The 24,027-nt window shown below is 66.5% G+C and carries 23 protein-coding genes and 1 other RNA gene; 18 read left to right on the forward strand and 6 right to left on the reverse strand.

Going from position 1 to position 24,027, the window contains the following annotated elements; all coding sequences use genetic code 11:
• Positions 1-5 precede the first annotated feature (5 nt).
• Entirely contained in the window at positions 6-791 is a 786-nt protein-coding gene (locus QZL87_RS04870; RefSeq protein ID WP_295324548.1) for a polyphosphate kinase, read from the forward strand.
• Between the two features lie 63 nt (positions 792-854).
• Complete coding sequence (locus QZL87_RS04875) at positions 855-1,391, forward strand: J domain-containing protein (RefSeq protein WP_295324551.1); 537 nt, start codon at positions 855-857, stop codon at positions 1,389-1,391.
• A 109-nt stretch (positions 1,392-1,500) separates the two neighbouring features.
• Here QZL87_RS04875 and mtgA read toward each other — a convergent pair whose 3' ends face one another.
• The gene (mtgA, locus tag QZL87_RS04880) at positions 1,501-2,208 is read right to left on the reverse strand and encodes a monofunctional biosynthetic peptidoglycan transglycosylase (protein WP_295324554.1); all 708 of its coding nucleotides are present in this window, start codon (positions 2,206-2,208) and stop codon (positions 1,501-1,503) included.
• A 91-nt stretch (positions 2,209-2,299) separates the two neighbouring features.
• On the opposite strand from mtgA, the gene QZL87_RS04885 reads away from it, so the two are divergent.
• Positions 2,300-3,100, forward strand: a complete 801-nt coding sequence (locus tag QZL87_RS04885; protein WP_295324557.1) for a transporter — start codon at positions 2,300-2,302, stop codon at positions 3,098-3,100.
• A 184-nt stretch (positions 3,101-3,284) separates the two neighbouring features.
• Here QZL87_RS04885 and QZL87_RS04890 read toward each other — a convergent pair whose 3' ends face one another.
• The 3 genes from QZL87_RS04890 to QZL87_RS04900 all read right to left on the reverse strand — a co-directional run bounded on the left by QZL87_RS04890 (position 3,285) and on the right by QZL87_RS04900 (position 5,928).
• Positions 3,285-3,899 carry a hypothetical protein gene (locus tag QZL87_RS04890; RefSeq protein ID WP_295324560.1) on the reverse strand — a complete coding sequence of 205 codons (615 nt, stop codon included), beginning with the start codon at positions 3,897-3,899 and terminating at the stop codon, positions 3,285-3,287.
• Between the two features lie 92 nt (positions 3,900-3,991).
• The gene (gene rpoH, locus QZL87_RS04895; RefSeq protein ID WP_295324563.1) at positions 3,992-4,894 is read right to left on the reverse strand and encodes an RNA polymerase sigma factor RpoH; all 903 of its coding nucleotides are present in this window, start codon (positions 4,892-4,894) and stop codon (positions 3,992-3,994) included.
• A 77-nt stretch (positions 4,895-4,971) separates the two neighbouring features.
• Positions 4,972-5,928 carry an RluA family pseudouridine synthase gene (locus tag QZL87_RS04900; protein WP_295324566.1) on the reverse strand — a complete coding sequence of 319 codons (957 nt, stop codon included), beginning with the start codon at positions 5,926-5,928 and terminating at the stop codon, positions 4,972-4,974.
• Positions 5,929-6,185: 257 nt separating this feature from the next.
• Between QZL87_RS04900 and QZL87_RS04905 the strand changes: the two genes are divergently transcribed.
• The 9 genes from QZL87_RS04905 to QZL87_RS04945 all read left to right on the forward strand — a co-directional run bounded on the left by QZL87_RS04905 (position 6,186) and on the right by QZL87_RS04945 (position 13,900).
• On the forward strand, positions 6,186-6,827 hold the full coding sequence (locus QZL87_RS04905) for a histidine phosphotransferase family protein (RefSeq protein WP_295324569.1): 642 nt from the start codon (positions 6,186-6,188) through the stop codon (positions 6,825-6,827).
• Between the two features lie 150 nt (positions 6,828-6,977).
• On the forward strand, positions 6,978-9,413 hold the full coding sequence (locus QZL87_RS04910; protein ID WP_295324574.1) for a chemotaxis protein CheW: 2,436 nt from the start codon (positions 6,978-6,980) through the stop codon (positions 9,411-9,413).
• Positions 9,410-9,847, forward strand: a complete 438-nt coding sequence (locus QZL87_RS04915) for a chemotaxis protein CheW (RefSeq protein ID WP_295324578.1) — start codon at positions 9,410-9,412, stop codon at positions 9,845-9,847. Before QZL87_RS04910 ends, QZL87_RS04915 begins: the two co-directional genes overlap by 4 nt.
• Positions 9,848-9,922: 75 nt before the next feature.
• Entirely contained in the window at positions 9,923-10,297 is a 375-nt protein-coding gene (locus QZL87_RS04920) for a response regulator (protein ID WP_295324581.1), read from the forward strand.
• Between the two features lie 74 nt (positions 10,298-10,371).
• Complete coding sequence (locus tag QZL87_RS04925; RefSeq protein WP_295324584.1) at positions 10,372-11,415, forward strand: chemotaxis protein CheB; 1,044 nt, start codon at positions 10,372-10,374, stop codon at positions 11,413-11,415.
• A complete protein-coding gene (locus tag QZL87_RS04930; protein WP_295324589.1) occupies positions 11,412-12,281 on the forward strand; it encodes a CheR family methyltransferase in 870 nt (289 codons plus the stop codon). Before QZL87_RS04925 ends, QZL87_RS04930 begins: the two co-directional genes overlap by 4 nt.
• A gap of 68 nt (positions 12,282-12,349) precedes the next feature.
• Positions 12,350-13,039 (forward strand): N-acetylmuramoyl-L-alanine amidase, encoded by a 690-nt coding sequence (locus QZL87_RS04935; protein WP_295324592.1) that lies wholly within the window; start codon positions 12,350-12,352, stop codon positions 13,037-13,039.
• 244 nt (positions 13,040-13,283) lie between these two features.
• Positions 13,284-13,670, forward strand: an RNA gene (gene rnpB / locus QZL87_RS04940) — RNase P RNA component class A.
• A 74-nt stretch (positions 13,671-13,744) separates the two neighbouring features.
• A complete protein-coding gene (locus tag QZL87_RS04945) occupies positions 13,745-13,900 on the forward strand; it encodes a hypothetical protein (RefSeq protein WP_295324596.1) in 156 nt (51 codons plus the stop codon).
• A gap of 161 nt (positions 13,901-14,061) precedes the next feature.
• Here the strand turns inward: QZL87_RS04945 and greB are convergent, their stop codons facing one another.
• Positions 14,062-14,550, reverse strand: a complete 489-nt coding sequence (gene greB / locus QZL87_RS04950) for a transcription elongation factor GreB (protein WP_295324600.1) — start codon at positions 14,548-14,550, stop codon at positions 14,062-14,064.
• Between the two features lie 107 nt (positions 14,551-14,657).
• Entirely contained in the window at positions 14,658-16,685 is a 2,028-nt protein-coding gene (locus QZL87_RS04955; protein ID WP_295324604.1) for a lytic transglycosylase domain-containing protein, read from the reverse strand.
• A 100-nt stretch (positions 16,686-16,785) separates the two neighbouring features.
• Between QZL87_RS04955 and dapA the strand changes: the two genes are divergently transcribed.
• The 6 genes from dapA to QZL87_RS04985 all read left to right on the forward strand — a co-directional run bounded on the left by dapA (position 16,786) and on the right by QZL87_RS04985 (position 23,881).
• On the forward strand, positions 16,786-17,661 hold the full coding sequence (dapA, locus tag QZL87_RS04960; protein WP_295324609.1) for a 4-hydroxy-tetrahydrodipicolinate synthase: 876 nt from the start codon (positions 16,786-16,788) through the stop codon (positions 17,659-17,661).
• A gap of 137 nt (positions 17,662-17,798) precedes the next feature.
• On the forward strand, positions 17,799-18,284 hold the full coding sequence (smpB, locus tag QZL87_RS04965; protein WP_295324614.1) for an SsrA-binding protein SmpB: 486 nt from the start codon (positions 17,799-17,801) through the stop codon (positions 18,282-18,284).
• 47 nt (positions 18,285-18,331) lie between these two features.
• On the forward strand, positions 18,332-18,910 hold the full coding sequence (locus QZL87_RS04970) for a DUF2062 domain-containing protein (protein ID WP_295324618.1): 579 nt from the start codon (positions 18,332-18,334) through the stop codon (positions 18,908-18,910).
• A gap of 98 nt (positions 18,911-19,008) precedes the next feature.
• Positions 19,009-21,063 (forward strand): M13-type metalloendopeptidase, encoded by a 2,055-nt coding sequence (locus QZL87_RS04975; RefSeq protein ID WP_295324624.1) that lies wholly within the window; start codon positions 19,009-19,011, stop codon positions 21,061-21,063.
• A gap of 108 nt (positions 21,064-21,171) precedes the next feature.
• Positions 21,172-23,538 carry a response regulator gene (locus QZL87_RS04980; RefSeq protein WP_295326755.1) on the forward strand — a complete coding sequence of 789 codons (2,367 nt, stop codon included), beginning with the start codon at positions 21,172-21,174 and terminating at the stop codon, positions 23,536-23,538.
• Positions 23,528-23,881: a response regulator gene (locus QZL87_RS04985; RefSeq protein WP_295324630.1), complete on the forward strand. Its 354-nt coding sequence runs from the start codon at positions 23,528-23,530 to the stop codon at positions 23,879-23,881. Before QZL87_RS04980 ends, QZL87_RS04985 begins: the two co-directional genes overlap by 11 nt.
• Positions 23,882-24,027 lie beyond the last annotated feature (146 nt).

The raw sequence follows: 24,027 nt of genomic DNA on the forward strand, positions 1-24,027 counted from the left end.
CGCCGATGACGATCTCGCTTTCCGACCATGAAACCGGCGCCAAATATGATGGCGACTATTCCGACGACCTTTCCGCGCTGGAGGACCGGCTCGAACGGCTTCAGGCGGCGCATATCATCCACGGTCAGCGCAGCGTCATCATGTTCGAAGGCTGGGACGCGGCGGGGAAGGGCGGGATCATCCAGCGGCTGACCGCGTCGCTCGACCCGCGCTATTTCGAGGTCTGGCCGATCGCCGCACCGACCGACGAGGAAAAGGCGCGCCATTTCCTCTGGCGCTTCTGGAAACGCCTGCCCGGAAATCGCGAAATCTCGATCTTCGACCGCAGCTGGTACGGCCGCGTCCTCGTCGAGCGCGTCGAAGGCTTTGCGAGCGAGGCCGAGTGGCGCAAGGGCTATGACGAAATCAACGAGTTCGAGGCGCAACTGACCGGCAGCCGCACGAATCTCGTCAAGCTGTTCGTCCACATCACGCAGGAGGAGCAGGACAAGCGTTTCGCCGACCGCCTCGACGATCCGTGGAAACGCTGGAAGACCGGCACCGAGGATTATCGCAACCGGTCGAAGCGCAAACATTATCTCGCCGCGATGGAGGAGATGTTCGCGCAGACGAACACACGCTGGGCGCCGTGGAAGGTGATCGACGGCAACAACAAGAAGGCGGCGCGGATCGCGGCGCTGACCCATATCGCCGAAACGCTCGAGGCGGCGGTACCGATGACGCCGCCCGATCTCGATCCCGCGGTGGTCAAGCTCGCGGGCAAAGCGTTCGGCTACAAGCCCAAAGAGTAGGGATTCTGGGTTTTTCGGCCCGCTTGGCTAGCAATTCCGGCCCCCTGCCGTTACATGGGATGGATGAGCCGCGCCAAGAGATCCGACGACTGGGGTTTTCCCCGCTGGCGCCCCTATGGCTCGTCGCGCGAGACGCAGAAGGTGCGCCTGTGCGATCGGCATGGCTGCACCAACCCTGGCAACTGCCCGGCGCCCAAATCGCCGAACAGCCCCGAACGCTGGTATTTCTGCGAAGCCCACGCCGCCGAATATAATCGCGGCTGGGACTATTTCGCCGGCCTGTCGGCCGAGGACGCTGCGGCGCGCGCCGCCGAGGAGGCGCAGGGCGCGCGCAGCTATGCGCGGGCGCAGCATTACGCATGGGGCGGCGCGGGCGACGGCAGCCGCAGCGCCGACGAAATGCGCGCGCTCGAACTGCTAGGGCTCGATCCCGATGCCGATTTCGACGCGATGAAAAAGGCGTGGCGCGCCTATGCCAAGGAGTGCCACCCCGACGTCAAGCCCGGCGACGCCGAGGCCGCAAAACGCTTCGCGGCGGGGCAGGCGGCGTTCGAGGTGCTCAAACAGGCCGAAGAGCGGAAGAGCTGGAAGCCGGCTTAGCGGCGGTGCTCGCGGCCGGAAGCGGACGTTGAGTATCTCATAACTTCGTCATTCCCGCTTTCGCGGGAATGACAAATGTTGGGAAGAGCCTCTCCCCACCCCGAAGCCGCTATTTATAAACGCACGCATCCAGCCCGTCGCGCCGCACCACGCCGATGCGCGCGGTGATCATGTTGCCGTAACGCCGCGTGAAACCCGACGGGCTGATCGCCTCGCGCTTCTTCGGCAGCGGCAGGATCGCGGCGATCCGTGCCGCCTCGCGCGGAGTCAGCTTGGCGGCGCCGTGATTGAAATAGCGCTGCGCTCCCGCCTCGACGCCATAGGTGCCGATACCCGTCTCGGCGACGTTGAGGTAAACCTCCATGATCCGCCTTTTGCCCCAGATCGTCTCGATCAGGAAGGTGAACCAGACCTCGGGCACCTTGCGGACATAGCGGGCCCAGCCGCTGCCCTGCCACAGGAAGACATTCTTCGCGGTCTGCTGGCTGACCGTCGATCCGCCGCGCAGCTTCTTGCCCTTGGCGTTGCGCTCGATCGCCTCTTCGATCGCTTCGCGGTCGAAACCGTTATGGCTGCAGAATTTGCCGTCCTCGGCCGCGATCACCGCGCGCACCATGTTGCGGTCGATGTTCGAGAGGCTTTCCCAATCCTTGGCGATGCCGTTGCTGTCGGCGAGCATAGTGAAGGTCACCGGCGGCGGCACGACGGCGTAGACGAGCACCCAGGCCGCCGAAATCGCCACGAACCACAGCAGCCATTTGAATGGGCGGAGATACCAGGGGAGTTTGCGCTTCCTGGCGCGGGAGGAGGTTGCCATGCGCGGCAAACTAACCGCTTGCCGGACAGAGGCAAGCGGGCTTGATCGATCGTCCGGCGTCCGCGACAAGAATCGAAAAAGGGAGAGACGAATGCCGCTTCGATCCGTCTTGCTGTTCGCCGCACTGGCCGTCGCCGCGCCCGCACATGCAGCGGAGGACCGCCGCGACCTTTGCCCCGACCGGCCGGGGCTCGGCACGCCCGCCTGCACGCTCGACGCGGGCGCGGTGATGCTGGAGGTCGGGATCGCCGACTGGACGCTCGACCGTGACGCGGGCAGCCGCACCGACAGCTTCGCCTACGGCGACGCGCTGCTCCGCGCCGGGCTCACGCCATCGCTCGAGGCCCAACTCGGCTGGACGATGCTCGGCCATGCGCGCGAGCGCGAGCGGACGACCGGCGACACGGCGCGCCGCACGGGGGCGGGCGACATCATGCTCGCGCTGCGGCGGAATCTGCGCAATCCTGATGGTTCGGGCTTCGCGGCGGCGATCATGCCCTACGCCACGCTACCCGTCGGCGGCGGAGGAGTCGGCGCGGGCGACTGGGGCGCGGGACTTGTCGTCCCGGTCAGCTTCGAACTGGGCTCGATTTCGCTCAGCCTTTCGCCGCACCTCGACGCGGCGGTCGACGGCGATGGCGACGGGCGGCATCTGGCCTATGGCTCGGTCGCCGGGGTCGGTTTCGGCGTCGCGGACGATATATCGATGACCGCCGAACTGTCGCTGACCCGCGACCGCGATCCCGGCGGCCATGCGACCGAGGCGCTCGCGGGCCTCTCGGCGGGCTGGCAGGCCGGCGACGACAGCCAATGGGATGTCGGCGCGAATGTCGGCCTCAACCGCGACAGCTCCGATGTGGAGCTCTATTTCGGCTTCGCGCGCCGCTTCTGAACCTCTCGTTGATTCCCGCCGGAGGGCAGTCCCGGGGTGGAGAGCGGGCGTCGCCTATAACCGTCGTCCCCGCGAAGGCGGGGGCCGCCAGCGGCCTTGATCAGCGGTGCCCACGTAAACCGACAGCGGCCCCCGCCTTCGCAGGGGCGACGGCCGCTTCCGGCCGCAGCCGGCCGCTCCCGCCTCAAATCTTCGGCGGGTCTTCGTCCTTCCGGTCCGCCGCATTCTCCACCGTTTCTCCCGCCTTCGCGGCGGCGGCTTTGGCCTTTTCGGCCGCTTCGGCGGCCAGCGAGCGTATCTTCGCCTCGGCTTCGGCTTCCTTGCCGTTCATCACCAGCCACGCCATCACCGCCGCGACGATCAGCGACAGCAGCGCGAGCCAATACCCGATTTCCCAATTGACCTGGATCATCGCCAGCGCCGCCTGGTCCGCCCCGCTGTTCTGGCCGTTCCGGGCGGCCTCGGCGAGGATCGCGTCCTTGCTGTAGCGCCAGGTGCCGACGAAGATCAGTATGATCGCCGCGATGGTCGTGCCCAGCACCGGCTTCGCCGCTTCGCGGCCTTTGAGGAAGAGCAGCGCCAGCCCGCCCGCGATCGCGAGCAGCGCGAGGATCAGCCAGAGGTTCATCGATGCGCCGTCGCTCGCCTGCGCCGCCTGTCCCATCGCGCTCACCCGGCCGAATGCGAGGCCGAAGCCGGTCGCTTCGACGAGCTTCTGTTCGGAACAGCTGACGGTCATCCACGGCAACAGGAACGCCAGCAACGCGACGCCCTTGGGAACCCGGATCCATTTCCACATGACATATCCCCCTTCGATCGGCCCGAAGAGGGAGGGTCGTCCTTTTGCCTCCGCGAGTCAAATCGCGGCCCGGCCGGAGCGGCGCTCCGGGCTCAGGCGGTGATCAGACGCCGATCGCCGGCGAGCTTGAGCATCGCCTTTTGCAGCTTTTCGAACGCGCGCACCTCGATCTGGCGCACGCGCTCGCGGCTGACGTCGTAAACCTGGCTCAGATCCTCGAGCGTCTTGGGATCGTCGGTCAGGCGGCGCTCGGTCAGGATGTGGCGCTCGCGCTCGTTGAGCGTCTCGAGCGCCTCGTTGAGCAGCGCGTGGCGCACATCGCGTTCCTGCGCCTCGGCGACGCGCTCGTCCTGCAGCGGGCCTTCGTCACCGAGCAGGTCCTGCCACTGGCTGTCGCCGTCCTCGCCCATGGGCACGTTGAGCGACGTATCGCCGCCCATCGCCATGCGGCGGTTCATGCTCACGACCTCGTCCTCGGTGACGCCGAGGTCGGTCGCGATCTTGGCGACATGCTCGGGTGAAAGATCGCCGTCCTCGAACGCCTCGAGGTTGTTCTTCATCCGGCGGAGGTTGAAGAACAGCTTCTTCTGCGCCGCGGTGGTGCCCATCTTCACGAGGCTCCACGAGCGCAGGATGAATTCCTGAATCGAGGCGCGAATCCACCACATCGCGTAGGTCGCGAGGCGGAAGCCGCGTTCGGGGTCGAACTTCTTCACGCCCTGCATCAAGCCGATATTGCCTTCGCTGATCAGCTCGCTGACCGGCAGGCCATAGCCGCGATAGCCCATCGCGATCTTTGCGACGAGGCGAAGGTGCGAGGTAACGAGCTGCGCCGCCGCCTCGCTGTCTTCATGCTCCTGAAACCGCTTGGCGAGCATATATTCCTGCTCGGGCGTCAGGAGAGGAAATTTGCGGATTTCGGCCAGATAGCGGTTCAGGCTCGCCTCACCGCCGAGCGCGGGCACCACTGCCGGAACATTGCTTTTGTTAGCCATAGCGTCTTCCCTAAAATTCCAGAGGAGAGATATGCCGCGGTTGCTCCCTGCGGTCGAGATAGATTTTCATTCGAAACTTAAACGCGCAATTCATCGATCAGTTCCCGCATGTCCTGGGGAAGTTCGCTGTCGAGCGCGATCCTGTTACCGGTCACCGGATGAATAAAGCCCAAATGGGCCGCGTGCAATGCCTGACGCGCGAAATTCCGCGCTTTCAGCACTTCCGACAGCGGCTTTTTGGCGCGGCCATAGACCGGGTCGCCGACGAGCGGATGGCCGATATGCGCCATATGGACGCGCACCTGATGCGTGCGGCCCGTCTCCAGCCGGCACTCGACGAGCGTCGCGCCCCGCAGCGGCTCGACCGTCCGGTAATGGGTGACCGCACGCTTGCCGCGTCCTTCGGCGACCACCGCCATTTTCTTGCGGTTGGTGGTCGACCGGCCGAGCGCGGCGTCGACGGTGCCGTTCGCGGGCATCGGGCGCCCGGTCGCGAGCGCGAGATAGCGGCGGTCGATGCTGTGCGCGGCGAACTGCTTCGCGAGCCCTTCGTGCGCCTTGTCGTGCTTGGCGGCGACGATCAGCCCGCTCGTATCCTTGTCGATGCGGTGGACGATCCCGGGGCGCGCGACGCCGCCGATCCCCGACAATTGCCCCGCGCAATGGTGGAGCAATGCGTTGACCATCGTGCCGTCGAGATTGCCCGCGGCGGGGTGAACGACCATCCCGGCGGGCTTGTCGACGACGATCAGATGCTCGTCCTCGAACGCGATGACGAGGCCCAGGTCCTGCGCGACATTATGCGCGGGCGCGGCGGCGGGCAGCCGAACCTCGATCGTCGCGGGCGCGGCGGCTTTCGCCGACGGATCCCACAGGACCGCGCCGTTCGCGTCGGCGACGCGGCCGCCCTTGATCAGCGTCTTCAATCGTTCGCGCGAGAGGGCGGGAAGCGCCTCGGCGAGCGCCCGGTCGAGCCGCAGCCCGGCCGCGCTGTCCTGAAGCGTCACGGTAAGTATCTCGTCGTCCCCCAACATTGGTGGCGATATGGGTTCGGGGCGGCGATTTTCAAGGGGGTTGCTGGTGCGTAGCAACCTCTCACTCCGTCATCCCGGCGAAGGCCGGGATCTCGACTTCGCAACACGACGAACCGGCGAGATCCCGGCCTTCGCCGGGATGACGATGAAGAGGAGGAAGGGCGAATGCCCGCATCGCCCTTGCCCTTACGGTCCCCCATGTCCTAGGAGCAGCCCCACGCCGGAAATACCGGCGACTGCGCTGGGGAGCCTGTTCATTGTCCGACGATCGCGTCGATTTCGCCTCGATGCTGGCCTCGCGCCTGTGTCACGACCTCTTGAGCCCGGTCGGCGCCTTCGCCAACGGCCTCGAACTGCTCGCCGACGAAAAAGACCCCGAAATGCGGGCGCGCTGCATCGAATTGCTCGAACAGAGCGCGCGCACCTCGGCGAACAAGCTCAAATTCTTCCGTCTCGCCTTCGGCTCGGCGGGCGGCTTCGGCGAGCTGGTGCCGGCCGATGAAGCGAAATCGGCGATCCAGGGCATCATCGGCGACCGCGCGATCACGCTGAACTGGATGATCGGGGCGGAACCGCTGCCGAAGCCGGCGGTGAAGATCATCCTCAACCTCGCGCTGCTGCTGGTCGATGCGCTGGTGCGCGGCGGCCGGCTCGACATCGGCTGCGAGAAGCAGGCGGAAGGCATCGAAATCGCGCTGCATGTCGAGGCGGAACGCATTTTCCTCGACGCCGACGTCGAACGCATTTTGGCCGACGGCGAGGGCGCGAGCCCTATGACCTCGCGCACCGCGCCCGCGGTGCTCGTACAGGCGGTCGCGCGGCAAAGCGACGGCACCGTCATGCTCGCGCGCGAAACGCCGACCTCCTTGCTGGTCGGAGCCGTGCTCCGCGGACGTTAGCTCCAACTCGTCATTCCCGCGAAAGCGGGAACCCAGCGAGCAAAGGTCGCAACTGGGTTCCCGCTTTCGCGGGAATGACGAAGCTAGGAGAGGGCTCAATTTTCGTGCCAAGCATCTCCCGGTAAAACCCTCCATTAACCATTGTCCGCCATGGTGGAGCCTCTATTTTTGGGGCGCACCGGTACGGCGATGGACGATCTGCTGAACGACTTTTTGACCGAAACGGCGGAAATCCTCGCCGAAGCGGGCGGGGCGATCGTGGCATGGGAGGCGGATCCCGCCGACCGCGCGCAGCTCGATGCCATTTTCCGTTTCGTGCATACGATCAAGGGCAGTTCCGGCTTTCTCGCCTTGCCGCGGGTGACGGCGCTGTCGCACGCCGCCGAGGACGCGCTCGACCAGGTGCGCCGCGGCAACCGTGTCGCCAACGCCGCGCTCGTCACGGCGGTACTCGGCATCCTCGACCGGCTGAACGAGCTTTGCGCCGCGCTCGGGCGCGATGGAGCCGAGCCGGAGGGCGGCGACCGCGATGTCATCGATGCGCTCGCCGAACGGGCGGCGACGGAGGATGCGCCGCGTGAAGTCGCGGGCGTTCCGCTGCGCCGGGAGGACGACTTCGGCACCGAACTGCAGAGCTGGCGATCGATCCGCGTGCCGCTGCCGCTGCTCGACAGCGTGATGACCGGCGTCACCGACATCGTGCTCGCGCGCAACGAATTCGCCCGGATGCTGCGCGAATCGGGGGCGGACCTGTCGCTGATCGCCTCGTTCGACCGCCTGTCCGATTCGATCGCGGGGATGCGCCAGTCGGTCAGCCAGATGCGCATGCAGCGGATCGACAAATTGTTCGCGCCGCTGCCGCGCATCGTCCGCGATCTGGCGCAGGAGATGGGCAAGAAGATCGCGTTCCAGACGAGCGGCGGCGAGGTCGAACTCGACCGCGAGATGATGGAGAATATCCGCGATCCGCTGATCCATATCGTCCGCAACGCGATCGATCATGGCGTCGAGCCGCTCGATGAGCGCGTCGCGGCGGGCAAGGAGATCACCGCGACCATTTCGGTCTCGGCGCGCCAGTCGGGCAATCAAATCGAAATCGAAATCCGCGATGACGGTCGCGGGCTCTCTCCCGATGCGCTGGTCGCAAAGGCCGTCGCGGCGCGCCTCGTGACCGCGACCGAGGCACGGGCGCTCGGACCGAAGGAGAAGCTGGAGCTGATCTTCCGGCCGGGATTCTCGACCGCCGCGAAGGTCACCGCCATTTCGGGCCGCGGCGTCGGCATGGATATCGTCAAGGCGAATGTCGAAAAGATCGGCGGCGTCGTCGAACTGCGCAACGACGAGGGCCGCGGACTGGCGATCCTGCTTCGCGTGCCGATGACGCTGACGATCATCTCGGGCCTGATGGTGCGCGCGGCGGGGCAATATTTCGCGATTCCGCGCGGCGCCGTGCGCGAAATCCTGCTCGAAAGCGGCGATAGCGTGCGGATCGACCGGGTCGGCGGCGGCGAATTGGCGACGGTGCGCGGCGAGCGATATCCGCTGCTCCGCCTCGAAACCGTGCTCGGCCGCGAGCGCCATGACGGCGACGATGTCGACGACCGCGCGCTCGTCATCGTCCGGCCGGGGCAGGGGCAAAGCTATGCGCTGAGCGTCGCGGCGATCCACGATCAGGAGGAACTGGTGATCAAGCCCGCCGCGCCGATGATCATGGCGACGGGGCTCTATGCGGGAACGACGCTTCCCGACAATGGCCGCCCGGTGCTGCTGCTCGACGTTCAGGGTCTGCTCGCCGCTGCGGCGATCGATGCGACCGAAGCGGGCCGCAGCCAGGGCCAGGCCGCCGAAACCGAAGCCGAGGCGGTGGCGGCGCGCAACGCCGCGCAGCTGCTGCTCTTCCGCGACACGAACGCCCGCATTCGCGGAGTTCGCCTGTCGGTGATCGAGCGGGTCGAGGAAGTGCCGGCATCGAGCCTGTTCGAAAGCGCGGGACGGGTGCAGTTCCAGATCGGCGACGAGATATTCCCCGTTCACGCCGCGGCGGCGCCGGGGGGCGAGGGAACGCAGAAGCTGCTTCGCCTCCACGATGGCCGGGCGGTGCTCTGCTATCCGATCGCCGAGGTGATCGACATCGTCCGCCTGCCCGACGCGGTGCAGCCGTCGGTGGCGCCGGGACTGATCGCGGGTGTCGTGCTCGTCGGCGGCGATCCGGTCGAGCTCATCGATCCCTTCTGGCTGATGGAGCAATATGCCGCGGGCGCGGCCGCTGCGCCGGCCTCGCGCCAGCCGCTCTGCCGCCTCGCCGACGATCGCGACGGCTGGGGCGACAATTTCCTTGCGCCGATCCTGCGCGGCGCGGGTTATCGGGTGATCGCGGACGGCGATCCGTCGGACGAAGCGCCCGACCTGCTGCTCTGCCTCACGGACGAGGGCGAGGTTTGCTCGCATGGCGATGGCGGCGTGCCGGTGATCCGGCTGCGCGCGTCGATCGCGGCGAAGGGGCCGGAGGACGAAAGCGTCTATCGCTACGATCGCCAGGCGCTGCTCGACGCGATGCGTCGCCGTGTCGGGGGAGAAGGCGCATGATGGAAAAACTCTATCTCGTCGCGCGCATCGCCGACACGCGCGTCGCGCTGCGCAGCCGCGCGATCCATTCGGTCGTCACCGTCGGCACGCCGGTCGAGGTGCCCGGCGCGCCGCCGCATGTCGCGGGCCTTTTCGCGCTGCGCAGCCGCGTTTTCACCCTCATCGATCCGCATGTCGTCATCGGCCTTGCCGCGGTGCCCGTCGCGCCAGGTCAGCGGGTGATCGTCGTCGAGGTCGCCGAACATGGCTATGCGCTGCTCGCCGACGAGATCGAGGATGTCTGTTTCATCGAAGCGCCCGAGACGCGCATCGCCGGAAAGCTGCTTCCCGGCTGGGCGCGCGTCGCCGACGCGATGATCGAATATCGGGGCGCGTCGCTGCTCGTCGTCGACCCGTCCAACTTTATCACGCTGCCGGGCTTAAAGGCGGCATGAATCTGGCCGTTCATTAACGGGCTGCACACGCCTTGGCGGTAAACATCCCAATTCCCGGGGGTCGGAGTTAATTGCATGTCGAAATCTTGTCTGGTCGTCGATGACAGCAAAGTCATTCGCAAGGTCGCGCGCCATATCCTTGAAAGCATGGCCTTTGCCGTCGAGGAGGCGGCCGACGGGCAGGAGGCGTTGACCTTTTGCCGCGCCAACCGGCCCGACGTCATCCTGCTCGACTGGAACATGCCGGTGATGAGCGGAATGGAATTCCTCGGCGCGTTCAACGATCTCGATTACGGGCATGAGGAACGGCCGCGCGTCGTCTTCTGCACCACCGAGAACAGCATCGACCATATCCGCGCCGCGATCGAGGCGGGCGCCGACGAATATGTGATGAAGCCGTTCGACCGCGAAACGCTGGAAGGAAAATTGCAGCTCGTCGGCATCGCCTGAATTCGGAAACCCGGCGCGTGGCCCAACCGCAACCCTCGATACCGGACGCAGAACCAACCGCACGCACCGTGCGCGTGATGCTCGTCGACGACAGCCTCGTCGTCCGCAGCATCCTCGAGCGGATCGTCGACCAGCGCGCGGGGCTCAAGATCTGCGCCTCGGTCGCCTCGGCGCACGAGGCGCTCGACTATCTCTCGCGCGAGCCCGTCGATGTCGTCGTGCTCGACGTCGAGATGCCGGGCATGAACGGCATCGACGCGCTCCCGCACATTTTGGAACGCGCCGAAAAGGCCCGCGTGCTCATCCTCTCGTCGAATTGCGTCGAGGGCGGTCCCGCGGCGATCGAGGCGCTTGCGCTCGGTGCGAGCGACACGCTCGCCAAGCCCGGGCGCGGCAGCTTTTCGGGGCGCTTCGCCGACGTGCTGACCGAACGGATCATGACGCTCGGCCACCAACAGGACCATCCGGCACCGGTGCCGGTCGCCGAACGCCGCGCGCCTGCGCCGCCCGCGCTCGCGATCGATACCGACCAGCCGATCGAGTGCATCGCGGTCGCGGCCTCGACCGGCGGCATCCCCGCCTTCACCAATTTCCTCGCCCACCTCGATCCGCGGATCGCCGCGCCGATCCTGCTGACCCAGCATCTGCCCGACGCCTTCATGGAATTTTACGCGAAGCAGATCGGGATGATGACGTCGCGCCGAGTGCGCGTTGCCGAAGCCGGGATGGCGATCGAGCCGAACTCCATCTATCTCGCCCCCGGCGACGCGCATCTGATCGTCGTCGAGGGCGTCCGGCGCCGTGAAATCGCGCTCGATCGCCACCCTGTGGATAATGGATGCTGCCCCTCGGCCGATCCGATGCTCGATTCGGTCGCCGAAGTCTACGGCAAGGGCGGCATCGCCGTGATCCTCAGCGGCATGGGGCGCGACGGCGCGATCGGCGCGGCGCGCCTGAAAGATGCGGGCGGCACGATCTTCGCGCAGGCGCCCGAAAGCTGCGTCATCTGGGGGATGCCGGGCGCGGTGGCAAAGTCGGGCATCGCCGCGGCGACGCTCAACCCCGACGCGATCGCGCTGATGCTCGGTAGCTTCATGCCCGGAAGGCGCAAGCCATGATGGGGGGCAGCGCCAGCGAATCGGCCTATCGCGTCCTGATGGGCGTGCTCGAATCGCGCACGGGGCAGACGCTTTCGCCGAGCCGCATCTGGCGGATCGAAATGTCGCTCAAGCCCGTGATGCAGCGCCATGGCATCGCGGATCTCGACGCGCTGGTCGCCGCGCTCGTCACCTCGAACAGCCGCGCGCTGCTCGACGACACGGTCGACGCGATGCTCAACAACGAAACCTATTTCTATCGGGAATACAGCGTTTTCGACGAAATAGCTGCGACCGCGCTCGAGCAGATTCGCGAGGTCAACAAGCTGCGCCGCCGGCTGACGATCTGGCATTGCGGTGTCTCGACGGGGCAGGAAGCCTATTCGATGGCGATGCTGATCGCGGAGCAGGGCGCGAAATGGGCGGGCTGGCAGGTCGACATCGTCGGCACCGACGTCAGCCATCATGCGATCGGCCGCGCGCGCGTCGGCCTCTACACCCAGTTCGAGATCCAGCGCGGGCTGCCCGTGCAGCGGATGGTGCGCTGGTTCGACCAGACCGAGGCCGGCTGGCTCGCCAAGGCCGACCTCCGCCGCCGGATCGATTTTTCGGTGCAGAACATGCTCATCGACCGGCCGCCGCTGGCGAGCCCGGCGGACCTCATCTTCTGCCGCAACCTGCTGCTCTATTTTTCGGCGCCGATGCGCCAGAAAGCCTTCGCGCGGCTGCGCGCGATGGCGGCGCCGCAAAGCTTCCTCGTCCTCGGCGCGGGCGAAACCGTGCTCGGCCAGACCGACCAGTTCGTCGCGAGCCCGCGCTTGCGCGGCCTCTACGAACCCGCCGACCAGCAGGTGCGCCGGCCCGATTCGCGCTCGATCGCCGCCTGACCTTGCTTTTTGCGCCCCGCTGGCGCAATCGACGGATTGGCAAGAACAGGACGGGCCCCGCAAAGCGCATGAGCGATTTTATCGAACGCTGGTCTCCCAATTTCGACGAGCGTTCGTTGCCCATTTCGATGATCGTGCTCCACTATACCGGTATGAAGACCGGCGCCGAAGCCATTGATCGGCTTGCCGATCCTGAGGCCAAGGTGTCGGCGCACTATGTCGTCAGCGAGGACGGGCAGATTACCCATATGGTGCCCGAGGAGAAGCGCGCCTGGCACGCCGGCAAATCGCATTGGCGCGGCGTCAGCGACATCAATTCGGCGAGTGTCGGGATCGAGATCGTCAATCCGGGGCACGAATGGGGCTATGTGCCCTTTCCCGAGCCGCAGGTCGCCTCGGTCGTCCGCCTCGTCCACATGATCAAGGATCGTCACACCATCACCCGCGGCAATGTCGTCGGCCATTCGGACATCGCCCCGACGCGCAAGCAGGACCCGGGCGAGCTTTTCCCGTGGGAGGAACTTGCGCGCCGCCGCCTCGCGCTGCCGCGTCCGACCCGCAAGCTCACCGATCCCTTGTGGACCGACGCGGGTTTCCTGCTCGCGCTCGAACGCTTCGGCTATGACGTGACCGACGGTTTCGCGGCAACGGTGGCGTTCCAGCGCCGCTTTCGCCCCGAACTGATCGACGGCACGATCGACGGCGAATGCCGCGCGATCCTGCTCGCGCTGCTGCTGCCGCAGCCCGAGGGCAATTGAACGGCGGGTTTCGGGCGGAAGCTGTCGTTATCTCCCCTCCCGCTTGCGGGAGGGGCCGGGGGTGGGCAGCGACGTTGCGATTGCCCACCCCGCTGCAACTAGCGAACAAGTTCGCAAGTTTCGCTGCCCCTCCCGCCTGCGGGAGGGGAAACCACCTCAACTCCTAAACGTCGTCAATCCACCCCTAAGCCGACACTCCTACAATCGCTCGTAATGTTCGGCAGTTCGCGCTATATTCGCTCGGCCAGAGGGTCGGGCGATCGCCGCCGCGCAAGCGGGGGAGGAAAGTCCGGGCTCCACGGAAACCACGGTGCCGGATAACGTCCGGCGGGCCGGTCCTCCGGGACCGGTTCAGGGAAAGTGCCACAGAGAGCAGACCGCCCAAGGCTTCGGCCCGGCGAAAGGTGAAAGGGTGCGGTAAGAGCGCACCGCGCGGACGGTAACGGACGCGGCACGGCAAACCCCACCGGGAGCAAGGTCGAATAGGGATGGCACGGAGAAATCCAGGGTCGGTTCCGGCCCCGCCGTCCGGGTTGACTGCTCGAGCGTTCGGGTAACCGTTCGCCTAGAGGAATGATCGCCTATCTCCGCAAGGGGTGGACAGAACCCGGCTTACAGACCCTCTGGCAACTCTCCTCCGTCCCCGCATGCGGGAACGCCCGCGCGCGGGCCGCGTTCTCAAGGAACCAGAAAGGGAGCGAAGCCATGAAAGTCGTCGATGACCATGTCGAAGTGACCGAGACCGAGGCAAGCAGCGGGGTAAAGGGGCATAATGTCCGCTATGTGCTGGCTTTTTCGCTGATCGCGGTGATCATCGTGCTGTCCGCCGTGTGGATCATCCCGGCGTTGCTGCAGCCGTGATTGCGGACTCAGGGGTGAGAAGCGGACATTTCCAACATTCGTCATCCCCGCGAAAGCGGGAACCCAGTTCGGGGGCAGCCGACGCACGCACTGGGTTCCCGCTTTCGCGGGAATGACGAGTCAATGAGATACCAAGCGTCGCCTTTCGGTCGAATGCGGCATCAGTCCGCGGGATAACGGACCGCCATTACTTCCCATTCCTTGGGACCGGCAGGAAGCTGCACGGTCCTGAGGTCGCCGACCGCCGCGCCGCGCAGCGCGCGGGCGAGGGGGCTGTTCCAGCCGATCCGGCCTTCGCCGGCCTCGGCTTCGTCGTCGCCGACCAGTGTCACCACGCGCCGCGCATCGTCATCGTCGGCGAGTTCGACCGTCGCGCCGAACCAGATGCGGCTCTTGTCGGGCTGCGCGGCGGGGTCGACGATGCGCGCCGCCTTCATGCGGCGGGCGAGGAAGCCCAGGCGCCGGTCGATCTCGCGCAGCCGCTTGCGGCCATAGATATAATCGCCATTTTCGCTGCGGTCGCCGTTGCCCGCCGCCCAGCTGATCACCTCGACCAGCTTCGGCCGCTCGTCGCCTAACAGCGCATCATATTCGGCGCGCAGCGCGGCATAGCCCGCGGGCGAGATGATGTTGCTTTTGTCTCCGGCCATTGCCCAACCCCTCAAATCGTCATCCCGGCGAAGGCCGGGATCTCGCCGTGCTGTCGAAACGTGAGGGCGAGATCCCGGCCTTCGCCGGGATGACGTTGTGACTATGCCTATCCCGGCGTGCGCTTGCCGAGATAGAAGCTCAGCGGCGCCTTGGGCAGCGTCTTGCCGTCGCGCAGCGTGTCGTAGACGACGGCATTTTCGAGCACGCGCTGGACATAATTCTTCGTCTCGAAAATCGGGATCGCCTCGATCCAGTCGAGGATGTCGACCGCGCCGGTGCGCGGGTCGCCGTTGGCGCGCAGCCATTTGTTCACATTGCCCGGCCCCGCGTTATAGGCCGCGACCGCGAGCGGATAGCTGCCGCCGAAATAGCGCAGCATCTGCTGAAAATAGGTCGATCCCAGCGTCATGTTGTAGTTGGTGTCGGTGGTCAGCGACCCCGCGTCATAGCTCATCCCCAGCTTGCCCGCGACTTCGCGCGCGGTGCCGGGCATCAGCTGCATCATGCCGCGCGCGCCGGCGTGGCTGATCGCGGCGCGGTCGAACTGGCTTTCCTGCCGCGTGATCGCGTGGATGAAGGTCCAGTTGCCTTCGTGGCCCGACGGCACGCGCACTGTCGGGAAGCCCGACACCTCGACCGCGTCGAGGCTGTTCGCCTGCGCGCTGCGGCCGATCATCACGCCGAGGTCGGGGCGCCCGATCTGCTTGGCGAGCTGGCCCGCGAGCACATGGTCGGCGGGCGAGCTGGCCTTTTGCGCAAGTGCGCGCAGGAACGCCGACTGCTCGCGCCACGCGCCGATTTCGCCGAGCGCGCGCGCGGCGCGCACCAGCCGGTCGTCCTCGAACGCGCGGCGCTCGGTGCTGCTGACCTCGATCGTGGAATCCGCCGCCGGCTTGGGCTGCGGGCGGCCCAGCCGTTCGAGCGCCAGCTGGCCGTAGAATTGGTCGTAATGCTGCGCGGCGTCGGCGAAATGCGCGTTGGCGGCGGCACGATCGCCCGCCGCCAGCGCCGCGCGGCCGGCCCAGTAAAAGCCCTTGGTGCGCGTCTGCGCCGAACGCGCGGCCTCGCCATAGGCGCGATAATGCTTCACCGCCTCGGCCGGCCGGCCGAGGTCCTTGAACGCGAGCTGGCCCGCCAGCCAGGCGAGCGAGGTATAATCGTCGCGCACGCCCAGCGGCGTTTCGCGGACGACCGTGCCGGGGGGAAGCGCGTCGCCGAGCTGGCTTGCGATACGATAGGCGGTCGTCTTGTCGCCGCCGGCATCGGCAAGCCGCGCGTTGGTGAGCAGGGTTTCGAGCCATTCCTCGGCATCGGTCGGCGGCTTTGCCAGCGACCGCGGCGCCGCGAGCAGCGCGCGCGCTTCGCCGGCGCGGCCCGACGCGCGCAGCCAGGTCGCCTTGGCGGTGATATAGCCGGGGTCGGTGCGGGTGATCGACGGGTTGGCGCTTTCGACCGCGGCCGCCTGGAACGCCGCATCGACCGCGCCGCTGCGCATCGCGAGCCGCGCCGCGAAGATGCTGCGCTTGCCGGGCGAGGTGTAGGCGAGCTGGCGGCTCGCCGCCGCGGTCGCGCCGAGCCACAACAGCTTGTCCATGCGCGCGTCATGGTCGGCGGGAGTGATCGCGCCGGGGAACATGCTGAGCGCGCGGCTCGTTTCATAATCGTCGAGCGGCCCGCTCGTCCACGCGCGGCGGACCGCGGCATCGGCGTCCTCGCGCCGGCCCGCCGCGTTGAGCGCGAGCGCGTAGCGCAGCTCTCCGCTCGCGGTCTGCGGCGGATAGGCCTGGAAATAGGCGAGGGTGCGCTGCGGATCATAGCTGTCGAGCGAGATCGCTTTCTCCGCGCGCGTGCGCAGTTTTTGGGCGTCGGGCCAGCCGCGGTTCGCCATCAGGAAGCGCGACAGCTGGTCGAACGAGGCTCCCGTGTTCGCGGTCAGGCGACGCCATTCCATCACCGCATCGCCGACCGAATTGGGCGAGGGCGGCGGGCCCGATACCGAGGCGAGCCCCATCTGGGCCCGATACCAGGCCATTTGTTCGGGCGTGAGTTCGCTGGCGTGAGCGATGGTTGGGACGAGAAGGGACGCGGCGAGCGCGAGGCGGGAGATACGGGACAGCGAGATCATACCGGCCATGCTAATGCCAAACTCCTTGCGGGGCGCTGAATAGACGTCCAATAGCGGCGCGCTGGCCGGATTCTATCGGTCGGAGCGGTCCATTGTAAAGGAGCGGAGCATGTTTTCGGGTTCGATTCCCGCCTTGGTGACGCCATTCCGCGACGGGGCGTTCGACGCGCCGGCGTTCGCGCGCCTCGTGGACTGGCAGATCAAAGAGGGCACCAGCGCGCTGGTCCCGTGCGGAACGACCGGCGAAAGTCCGACGCTCGGCTTCGAGGAACATTATCGGGTCATCGACTGCTGCATCGAGGCGGCGGCGGGCCGCGTGCCCGTGATCGCAGGCTGCGGGTCGAACGACACCGCGACCGCGATCCGCCACATGCGCCACGCGCAGGCGGCGGGCGCGGATGCGGCGCTGGTCGTTGCGCCCTATTACAACAAGCCGTCGCAGGAGGGGCTGATCGCGCATTACAAGGCACTCGCCGAAGCGAGCGACCTGCCGATCGTCGTCTATAACGTCCCCAGCCGCACCGTCGCCGACATCAGCGCCGAGACGATGTGCCGGCTCGCTGAAATCCCGAGCGTCGTCGCGATCAAGGATGCGAGCGGCGATCTTGCGCGCGTCACGATTCAGCGGGCAGGGGCGGGCAAGGACTTCTGCCAGCTCTCGGGCAATGACGACCTCTGGCTTCCGCACGCGGTGATGGGCGGCGCCGGCTGCATCTCGGTCACCGCCAATGTCGCCCCGCGCCTCTGCGCCGATTTCGCCGCGGCCTGTGCGGCGGGGGACTGGGCGCGCGCGCTGACGCTCCACGACCGCTTGTTCGGTCTGCACAAGGCGATGTTTTCCGACACCTCGCCCGGGCCGGTCAAATATGCGCTGTCGCGTCTCCACGACTGGTTTTCGCCCGAAGTGCGCCTACCTATCATCCCGGCGTCCGACGCATCGTGCAAGGCCGTCGATGCCGCGATGGCCGCCGCTGGGGTGATTTAGGATATGTTGGCCGTTCGATCCTTCCTTCTCCGTTCGCGTCGAGCGAAGTCGAGACGCCCATCGGGCGCGCACTCCTTCGGGGTGTCTCGACTTCGCTCGACACGAACGGGATCAGAGTTGACGCTTTAGGTTTCATCATGGCCCGTCCGCAGTCCGCCGCCGAATTCGACAAGAAAAAGGTCGTCGCCGAGAACCGGCGCGCGCGCTTCGACTATGCGATCGAGCAGGTGTTCGAGGCCGGCATCGCGCTGCAGGGCACCGAGGTGAAGTCGCTGCGTTTCGGCGAGGGGACGATCGCCGAGAGCTATGCCGAGGTCAGCGGCGGCGAGGTGTGGCTGATCAACGCGAACATCCCCGAATTCAGCCACGGCAACCGCTTCAACCACGAGCCCAAGCGCCCGCGCAAGCTGCTGCTCAATTGGCGCGAGATCAACAAGCTGCATGCGGGCGTGATGCGCCAGGGCATGACGCTCGTGCCGCTCTCGGTCTATTTCAACAGCCGCGGCCGCGCCAAGGTCGAACTCGCGCTCGCCAAGGGCAAGAAGGCGCACGACAAGCGCGAGTCGATCAAGGAACGCGACTGGAAGCGCGACAAGCAGCGGCTGATGAAGGACCGCGGATGAGCGGGGGCAAGCAGCGCGACCCAAAGGGGCGGGACAAGGCGGCGGTCATGAACTGGATCCGCCGCAACTCGCCAACGCGCGAGGAATTGCTCGCGAGCCGCTTCGTCAAACCGTTCGCGCACCGGGTCGCGCACAGCCATTTGTGGCGCTTCACGCGCACCTCGGTGCCGCGCGGCACCGCGCTCGGGCTGTTCGTCGGCATCTTCTTCCTGATCCCGGGCGTCCAGATATTGGGCGTCGCGCTGCTCGCGCTGCCCTTCCGCGCCAACATCCCGATCGGTGCGGCGATGACCTTCCTGTCGAACCCGGTGACGACGCCGTTCATCATCCTCGCCTCTGTATGGCTCGGCGACTGGCTGTTCGGGCTTCACGCCAACAGCGCGACCTTTTCGGCGATGATCGAGCATGGCGCGTCAGCGGGCGAGTGGGTGCGCTGGGTGTTTTCCGATGCCGCGCCCGCCATGCTCGCGGGGCTGTTCGTGATCTCGGTCGTCTCGGCGGCGGTGGGCTATGTGCTCGCGACATTGTTCTGGGACAATTGGATTCGCCTCCGCTGGCGGCGCAAGCTGGCGCGCGCACGCGACCAACGACTTGAGGCATCGACGAGCGACACGGCCGCCGGTTGAACCCCCCCGAAAGCCGGGCCTATAGCTGTCGCATCGCTGATCCGCGGCGTTTTTCGACGGCGCGGATCGTCGCTTCAAATCGATAATCGGGGAATATCATGACTCGCTTGAAACTCTCTTCGCCGCTGCTGGCGACCGCTGCGCTGGGCGCGCTGATGCTCGCCGCCGTCCCGGCCACCGCACAGGAGCGGGCCGCGCCCGCTGCCGCCACCGACGCCAAGCCCGAAATCGGCGACTTCGGCTTCGACCTTTCGGGCATGGACAAGAGCGTCCAGCCGGGCGATGATTTCTATGCCTATGCCAACGGCACCTGGGCCAAGAACACCCAGATTCCGGCCGACAAGTCGAATTACGGCATGTTCACCGCGCTTGCGGACCTGTCGCAGAAGCGCACGCAGGAGATCCTCGAGGCGGCGAAGGCCGATCCGAACAGCATGATCGGCCGCGCCTATGCCTCCTATCTCGACGCGGCGGCGGTCGAGGCGAAGGGGCTCGCGCCGATCCAGCCCTGGCTGAACAAGATCCGCGCCGTAGACAAGGCGGGGCTCGCCAAGCTGCTCGCCGAAGCCGACCGCAATGGCGTCCAGCATTTCTTCGGCGGCTATGTCGGGCAGGACGACAAGAATCCCGAAGTCTATATCTACACGATGTTCCAGGGCGGCATCGGCATGCCCGACCGCGATTTCTACCTGAAGGAGAATGAGCGGAACACCAAGCTGCAGGCCGCTTACCTGAAGCATGTCGAGAATGTCCTGACGCTCGCCGGCGAAAAGGATGCCGCGGCGCGCGCCAAGGCGATCTACGATTTCGAAAAGCAGGTCGCGACGGTCCACTGGGACAAGAATGACAGCAGCGACGCGACCAAGGTCTATAACAAGATGACAATCGCCGAACTGGCCGCCGCGGCGCCCGGCTTCGACTGGCAGACCTTCATCCACGGCATCGGCGTCCACGAGGATTCGCTGCTGGTGTCGCAGCCGAGTGCCTTCACCGGCGAGGCGAAGCTGCTGGCGGGCGCGCCGATCGGCGTGATCCGCGACATGCTGATCGTGCGCAGCCTCGACGGCTTCTCGGACGTGCTGCCCGATGCGGTCGCGCAGGAAGCTTTCTCCTTCTACGGCACCGCGCTGTCGGGCACGCCGCAGATGCAGGAACGCTGGAAGCGCGCGGTCGACTTCACCACGGGCAACATGGGTGAAGCCGTCGGCAAGGATTATGTCGCGAAATATTTCCCGCCCGAAACCAAGGCGGCGATGGACCTGCTCGTCAAGAATGTGCTCGCGGCGCTCGACACGCGCATCACCAATCTGACGTGGATGCAGCCCGAAACGAAGGTCAAGGCGAAGAAGAAGCTCGCCAATTTCACGACCAAGATCGGCTACCCCGACCGCTGGAAGGATTATAGCAAGCTCGAGATCAAGGCCGACGACCTGTTCGGCAATGCGCTGCGCTCGAACCAGTTCGCGCACGACGACAATATCAGCCGCCTCGGCGGCCCGATCCGCCGCTGGGAGTGGGGCATGACCCCGATGACGGTCAACGCCTATGCCAATTTCGGGATGAACGAGATCGTCTTCCCCGCCGCGATTCTGCAGCCGCCTTTCTTCGATCCGCACGCCGACGCGGCGATCAACTATGGCGGCATCGGCGCGGTGATCGGCCACGAGATCAGCCATCATTTCGACGATCAGGGCGCGAAGTACGACGAGACCGGCAAGCTTTCCGACTGGTGGACCCCCGCCGACGTCGCGGCGTTCGAGGCGGCGGGCAAGGCGCTCGTCGCGCAATATGACGCCTATGAAGTCCTTCCCGGCGAGAAGCTCGACGGCACCTTCACGCTCGGCGAGAATATCGGCGACCTCGCGGGGCTGACGATCGCTTACGACGCCTACAAGAAGTCGCTCGGCGGCAAGGAAGCGCCGGTGATCGACGGGCTGACCGGCGACCAGCGTTTCTTCCTCGGCTGGGCGCAGGTGTGGCGGCGTAACTATCGCGAGCAGAATCTGTCGCAGCGCATCACGACCGATCCGCATTCGCCGTCGATTCAGCGGGCTTGGGTCTCGCGCAACCTTGACCCTTGGTATAAGGCCTATAACGTCAAGCCGGACCAGAAGCTCTATCTGGCGCCCAAGGACCGCGTTCGCATCTGGTGATGCGCCACTGAGAAAGAGTGTCATTTGACCGTGCAAAGCCTGCCCTCCGCTGATGGTGATGTCATCAGGGGGGCGGGCCCCGCCGGGCCGCTCGCGACCCCGGCAGGCCTGTCGCAGGTCGACAAGGCGCTGCTCGGCGGACTGGCCTTGCTGTCCGCCGCGCTCTTGTTCTGGGCGACGCGCGACATGGTGCTGGCGGCGGGCTTCCTTGCCGGGCTTGCCGTTGCGGCGGGCGGGGTGCTGCTCGCGCGCCGCCTGTTCCCGGCGGCAGTGTCAGGCGGGGCGGTTGCGCCCGACTGGACGATGCTGCGCCAGGCGGTCAATCACGACGATGTCGCGATCGCGGTGACCGACCGCGCGGGGCGGATGGTCTGCGCCAACGACCTGTTCGGAACATGGTTCAATGGTTTCGTGACGCCGCCCGGCCTGCCGCTCGAAGGGCGCGGCGCCGAAATGCTGAAAAATGCCGGCCGCATCGCGTGGCGCGACGGCGAAGGCCATGCCGACGATATTGCGATCGGCCCGCTGCAACTGCGCGCGCAGGTGACGCGCGCGGGGCAGTCGGAGGATTATCTCGTCTGGCGCTTCTCGGCGCTCGAACGGCTCGATCTCGTCGCCGAAATCGTCCGCCATCTGGGCGGTCCCGCGGGCCGCACGCTCGGTCATGCCGGGGTGATGGCCGCGCTCGTCAGCGCGGAGGGGCGGCTGCGCGTCGCCAATCAGGCCTTCCTGCTCCGCGCACTGGGCGAGGATGAGGCGGTGCATTATGCGGGGCGCGACGTCGCGCCGATGATCCGGCTCGACGATGCCGGCGCGCTCTATTTTGCCCGCGAGGGCGACCGCGCGACCCCGGTGCGGCTGATCCAGATCCCGCTCGCCCCCGCCGACAGCCATTCGCCGATGCTGCTCGCGCTGCTCGACGAGGAAATGGGGCCGACCGACCGCGGCACCGCGCAGACCTATGTCGAAACCCTGTTGTCGCTGCTGCCCTTCGGGCTCGCGATGGTCGATCGCGACGGGCGCTTCCTTTACATGAACCGCGCCTTCGTGCGCGCGGCGAGCCTGCCCGAGGGCAAGATGCCGCGCTATCCCGGCGACATCGTCGTCGGTGAGGACAAGGGGCCGCTGGCCGACATGATCCGCCGCCACAGCAGCGGGCAGCAGGTCGGCGGCGACCTGTCGATCCGGCTCGCGGGACAGAGCGGCGATCCGGTGTCGATGCGCGTCGTCGGGGTGCGCGGGCTCGGCGAAGCGGCGGTGCTTTTGAGCCTTAAGGATTCGAGCGAGGAATCGCGGCTCAAGCGCCAGGTCGCGCAGGCATCGAAAATGCAGGCGGTCGGCCAGCTCGCGGGCGGCGTCGCGCATGATTTCAACAATATTCTGACCGCGGTGCTCGGCGCGTGCGACCTGATGCTGATGCGCCACACGCCGGGCGACAGCGACTATGACGATATCCAGCAGATCCGCAGCAACGCCAATCGCGCCGCCAGCCTGACGCGGCAATTGCTCGCTTTCTCGCGCCAGCAGACGCTGCGCCCGCAAATCCTGCAGCTCCCCGACGTGATCTCCGAAGTGTCGCATCTTTTGAAGCGGCTGATCGGCGAGACGGTGCAACTCTCGGTGCATCATGGTCGCGGGCTCGGCGCGGTGCGCGCCGATCCGGGCCAGCTCGAACAGGTGATCATCAACCTCGCGGTCAATGCGCGCGACGCGATGCCGGGCGGGGGCACGCTGACGATCGAGACCTATCCGGTGTCGGCGGCCGACGTGCGCCAGATGGGCAATGAATTCATGCCGCCCGCCGACTATTGCGCATTGAAGGTCAGCGACACCGGCATGGGCATTCCCGCCGACGTGCTGCCCAAGATTTTCGAACCCTTTTTCACGACCAAGGACGTCGGCAAGGGGACGGGGCTCGGTCTCTCGACCGTCTATGGTATCATCAAGCAGTCGGCGGGCTTCATCTTCGCCGACAGCAAGCCGGGGCAGGGGACCAGCTTCTCCATCTATCTGCCCGTCCACCGCGCCGGGGGCGAGGCGTCCGTCGCGCCGCCGCCGCCGGCCAAGCCGAAGAAGAGCCAGTGGGGCACCGGCACCATCCTGCTCGTCGAGGATGAGGATATGGTGCGCGCCGTCGCGGAACGCGCGCTGACCCGTGCGGGTTATAGCGTCGTCACCGCTTCGCAGGGCGAAGAGGGACTCGAGCGCTTTGCGCAGATGGAGAAGGTCGATTTGATCATCAGCGACGTCGTGATGCCGACGATGGACGGTCCGGCGATGGTGCGCGCGATGCGCGCCAAGCGCCCCGACCTGCCCGTCCTCTTCATGTCGGGCTATGCCGAGGAGCAGCTGCGCCAGTCGATCGACATCGACGACGTTTCCTTCCTGCCCAAGCCCTTCTCGGTCGCGCAGCTTGCCGAGGCGACGTCGGCGGCGCTCGACGACGCCGCGCATCGGGTGCCGAATGACCGGTAACCATCGCATTTTGCTCGTCGAGGACGATGTGCTGATCGGCATGATGCTCGCCGACATGTTCGACGCGCTCGACCTGCCCGAACCCGCGCAGGCGACGAGCAACGAGGAAGCGCTCGCGCTGATCGCGTCCGAGCCGCTCGGCGGCGCGCTCGTCGACATCAACCTCGGCGACGAAAAGGGTTGGCCGGTCGCCGACGCGCTTGCCGCCAAAAACATTCCCTTCGCCTTCACCTCGGGCGGGGGCGATGTCATTCCGCCCGCGCATGCGCACCGCAAGCTGATCACCAAGCCGTTCCGGATCAGCGACATCGAGGCGGCGCTGGAAGAATTCGGGGCTCAATAGCCCGTCGCCCCCGCGGAGGCGGGGGCCGTTGTCGGCCTAATCTTCGCTATCTGCCTCCAGCGGCCCCCGCCTCCGCGGGGGCGACGGATAATATGGGCAGAATATTTTGTTCCCCCCTTGTTCTATGAGAACAAATGTGGCACATG

Source organism: uncultured Sphingopyxis sp., from assembly GCF_900078365.1.
Classification (GTDB): Bacteria; Pseudomonadota; Alphaproteobacteria; order Sphingomonadales; family Sphingomonadaceae; genus Sphingopyxis.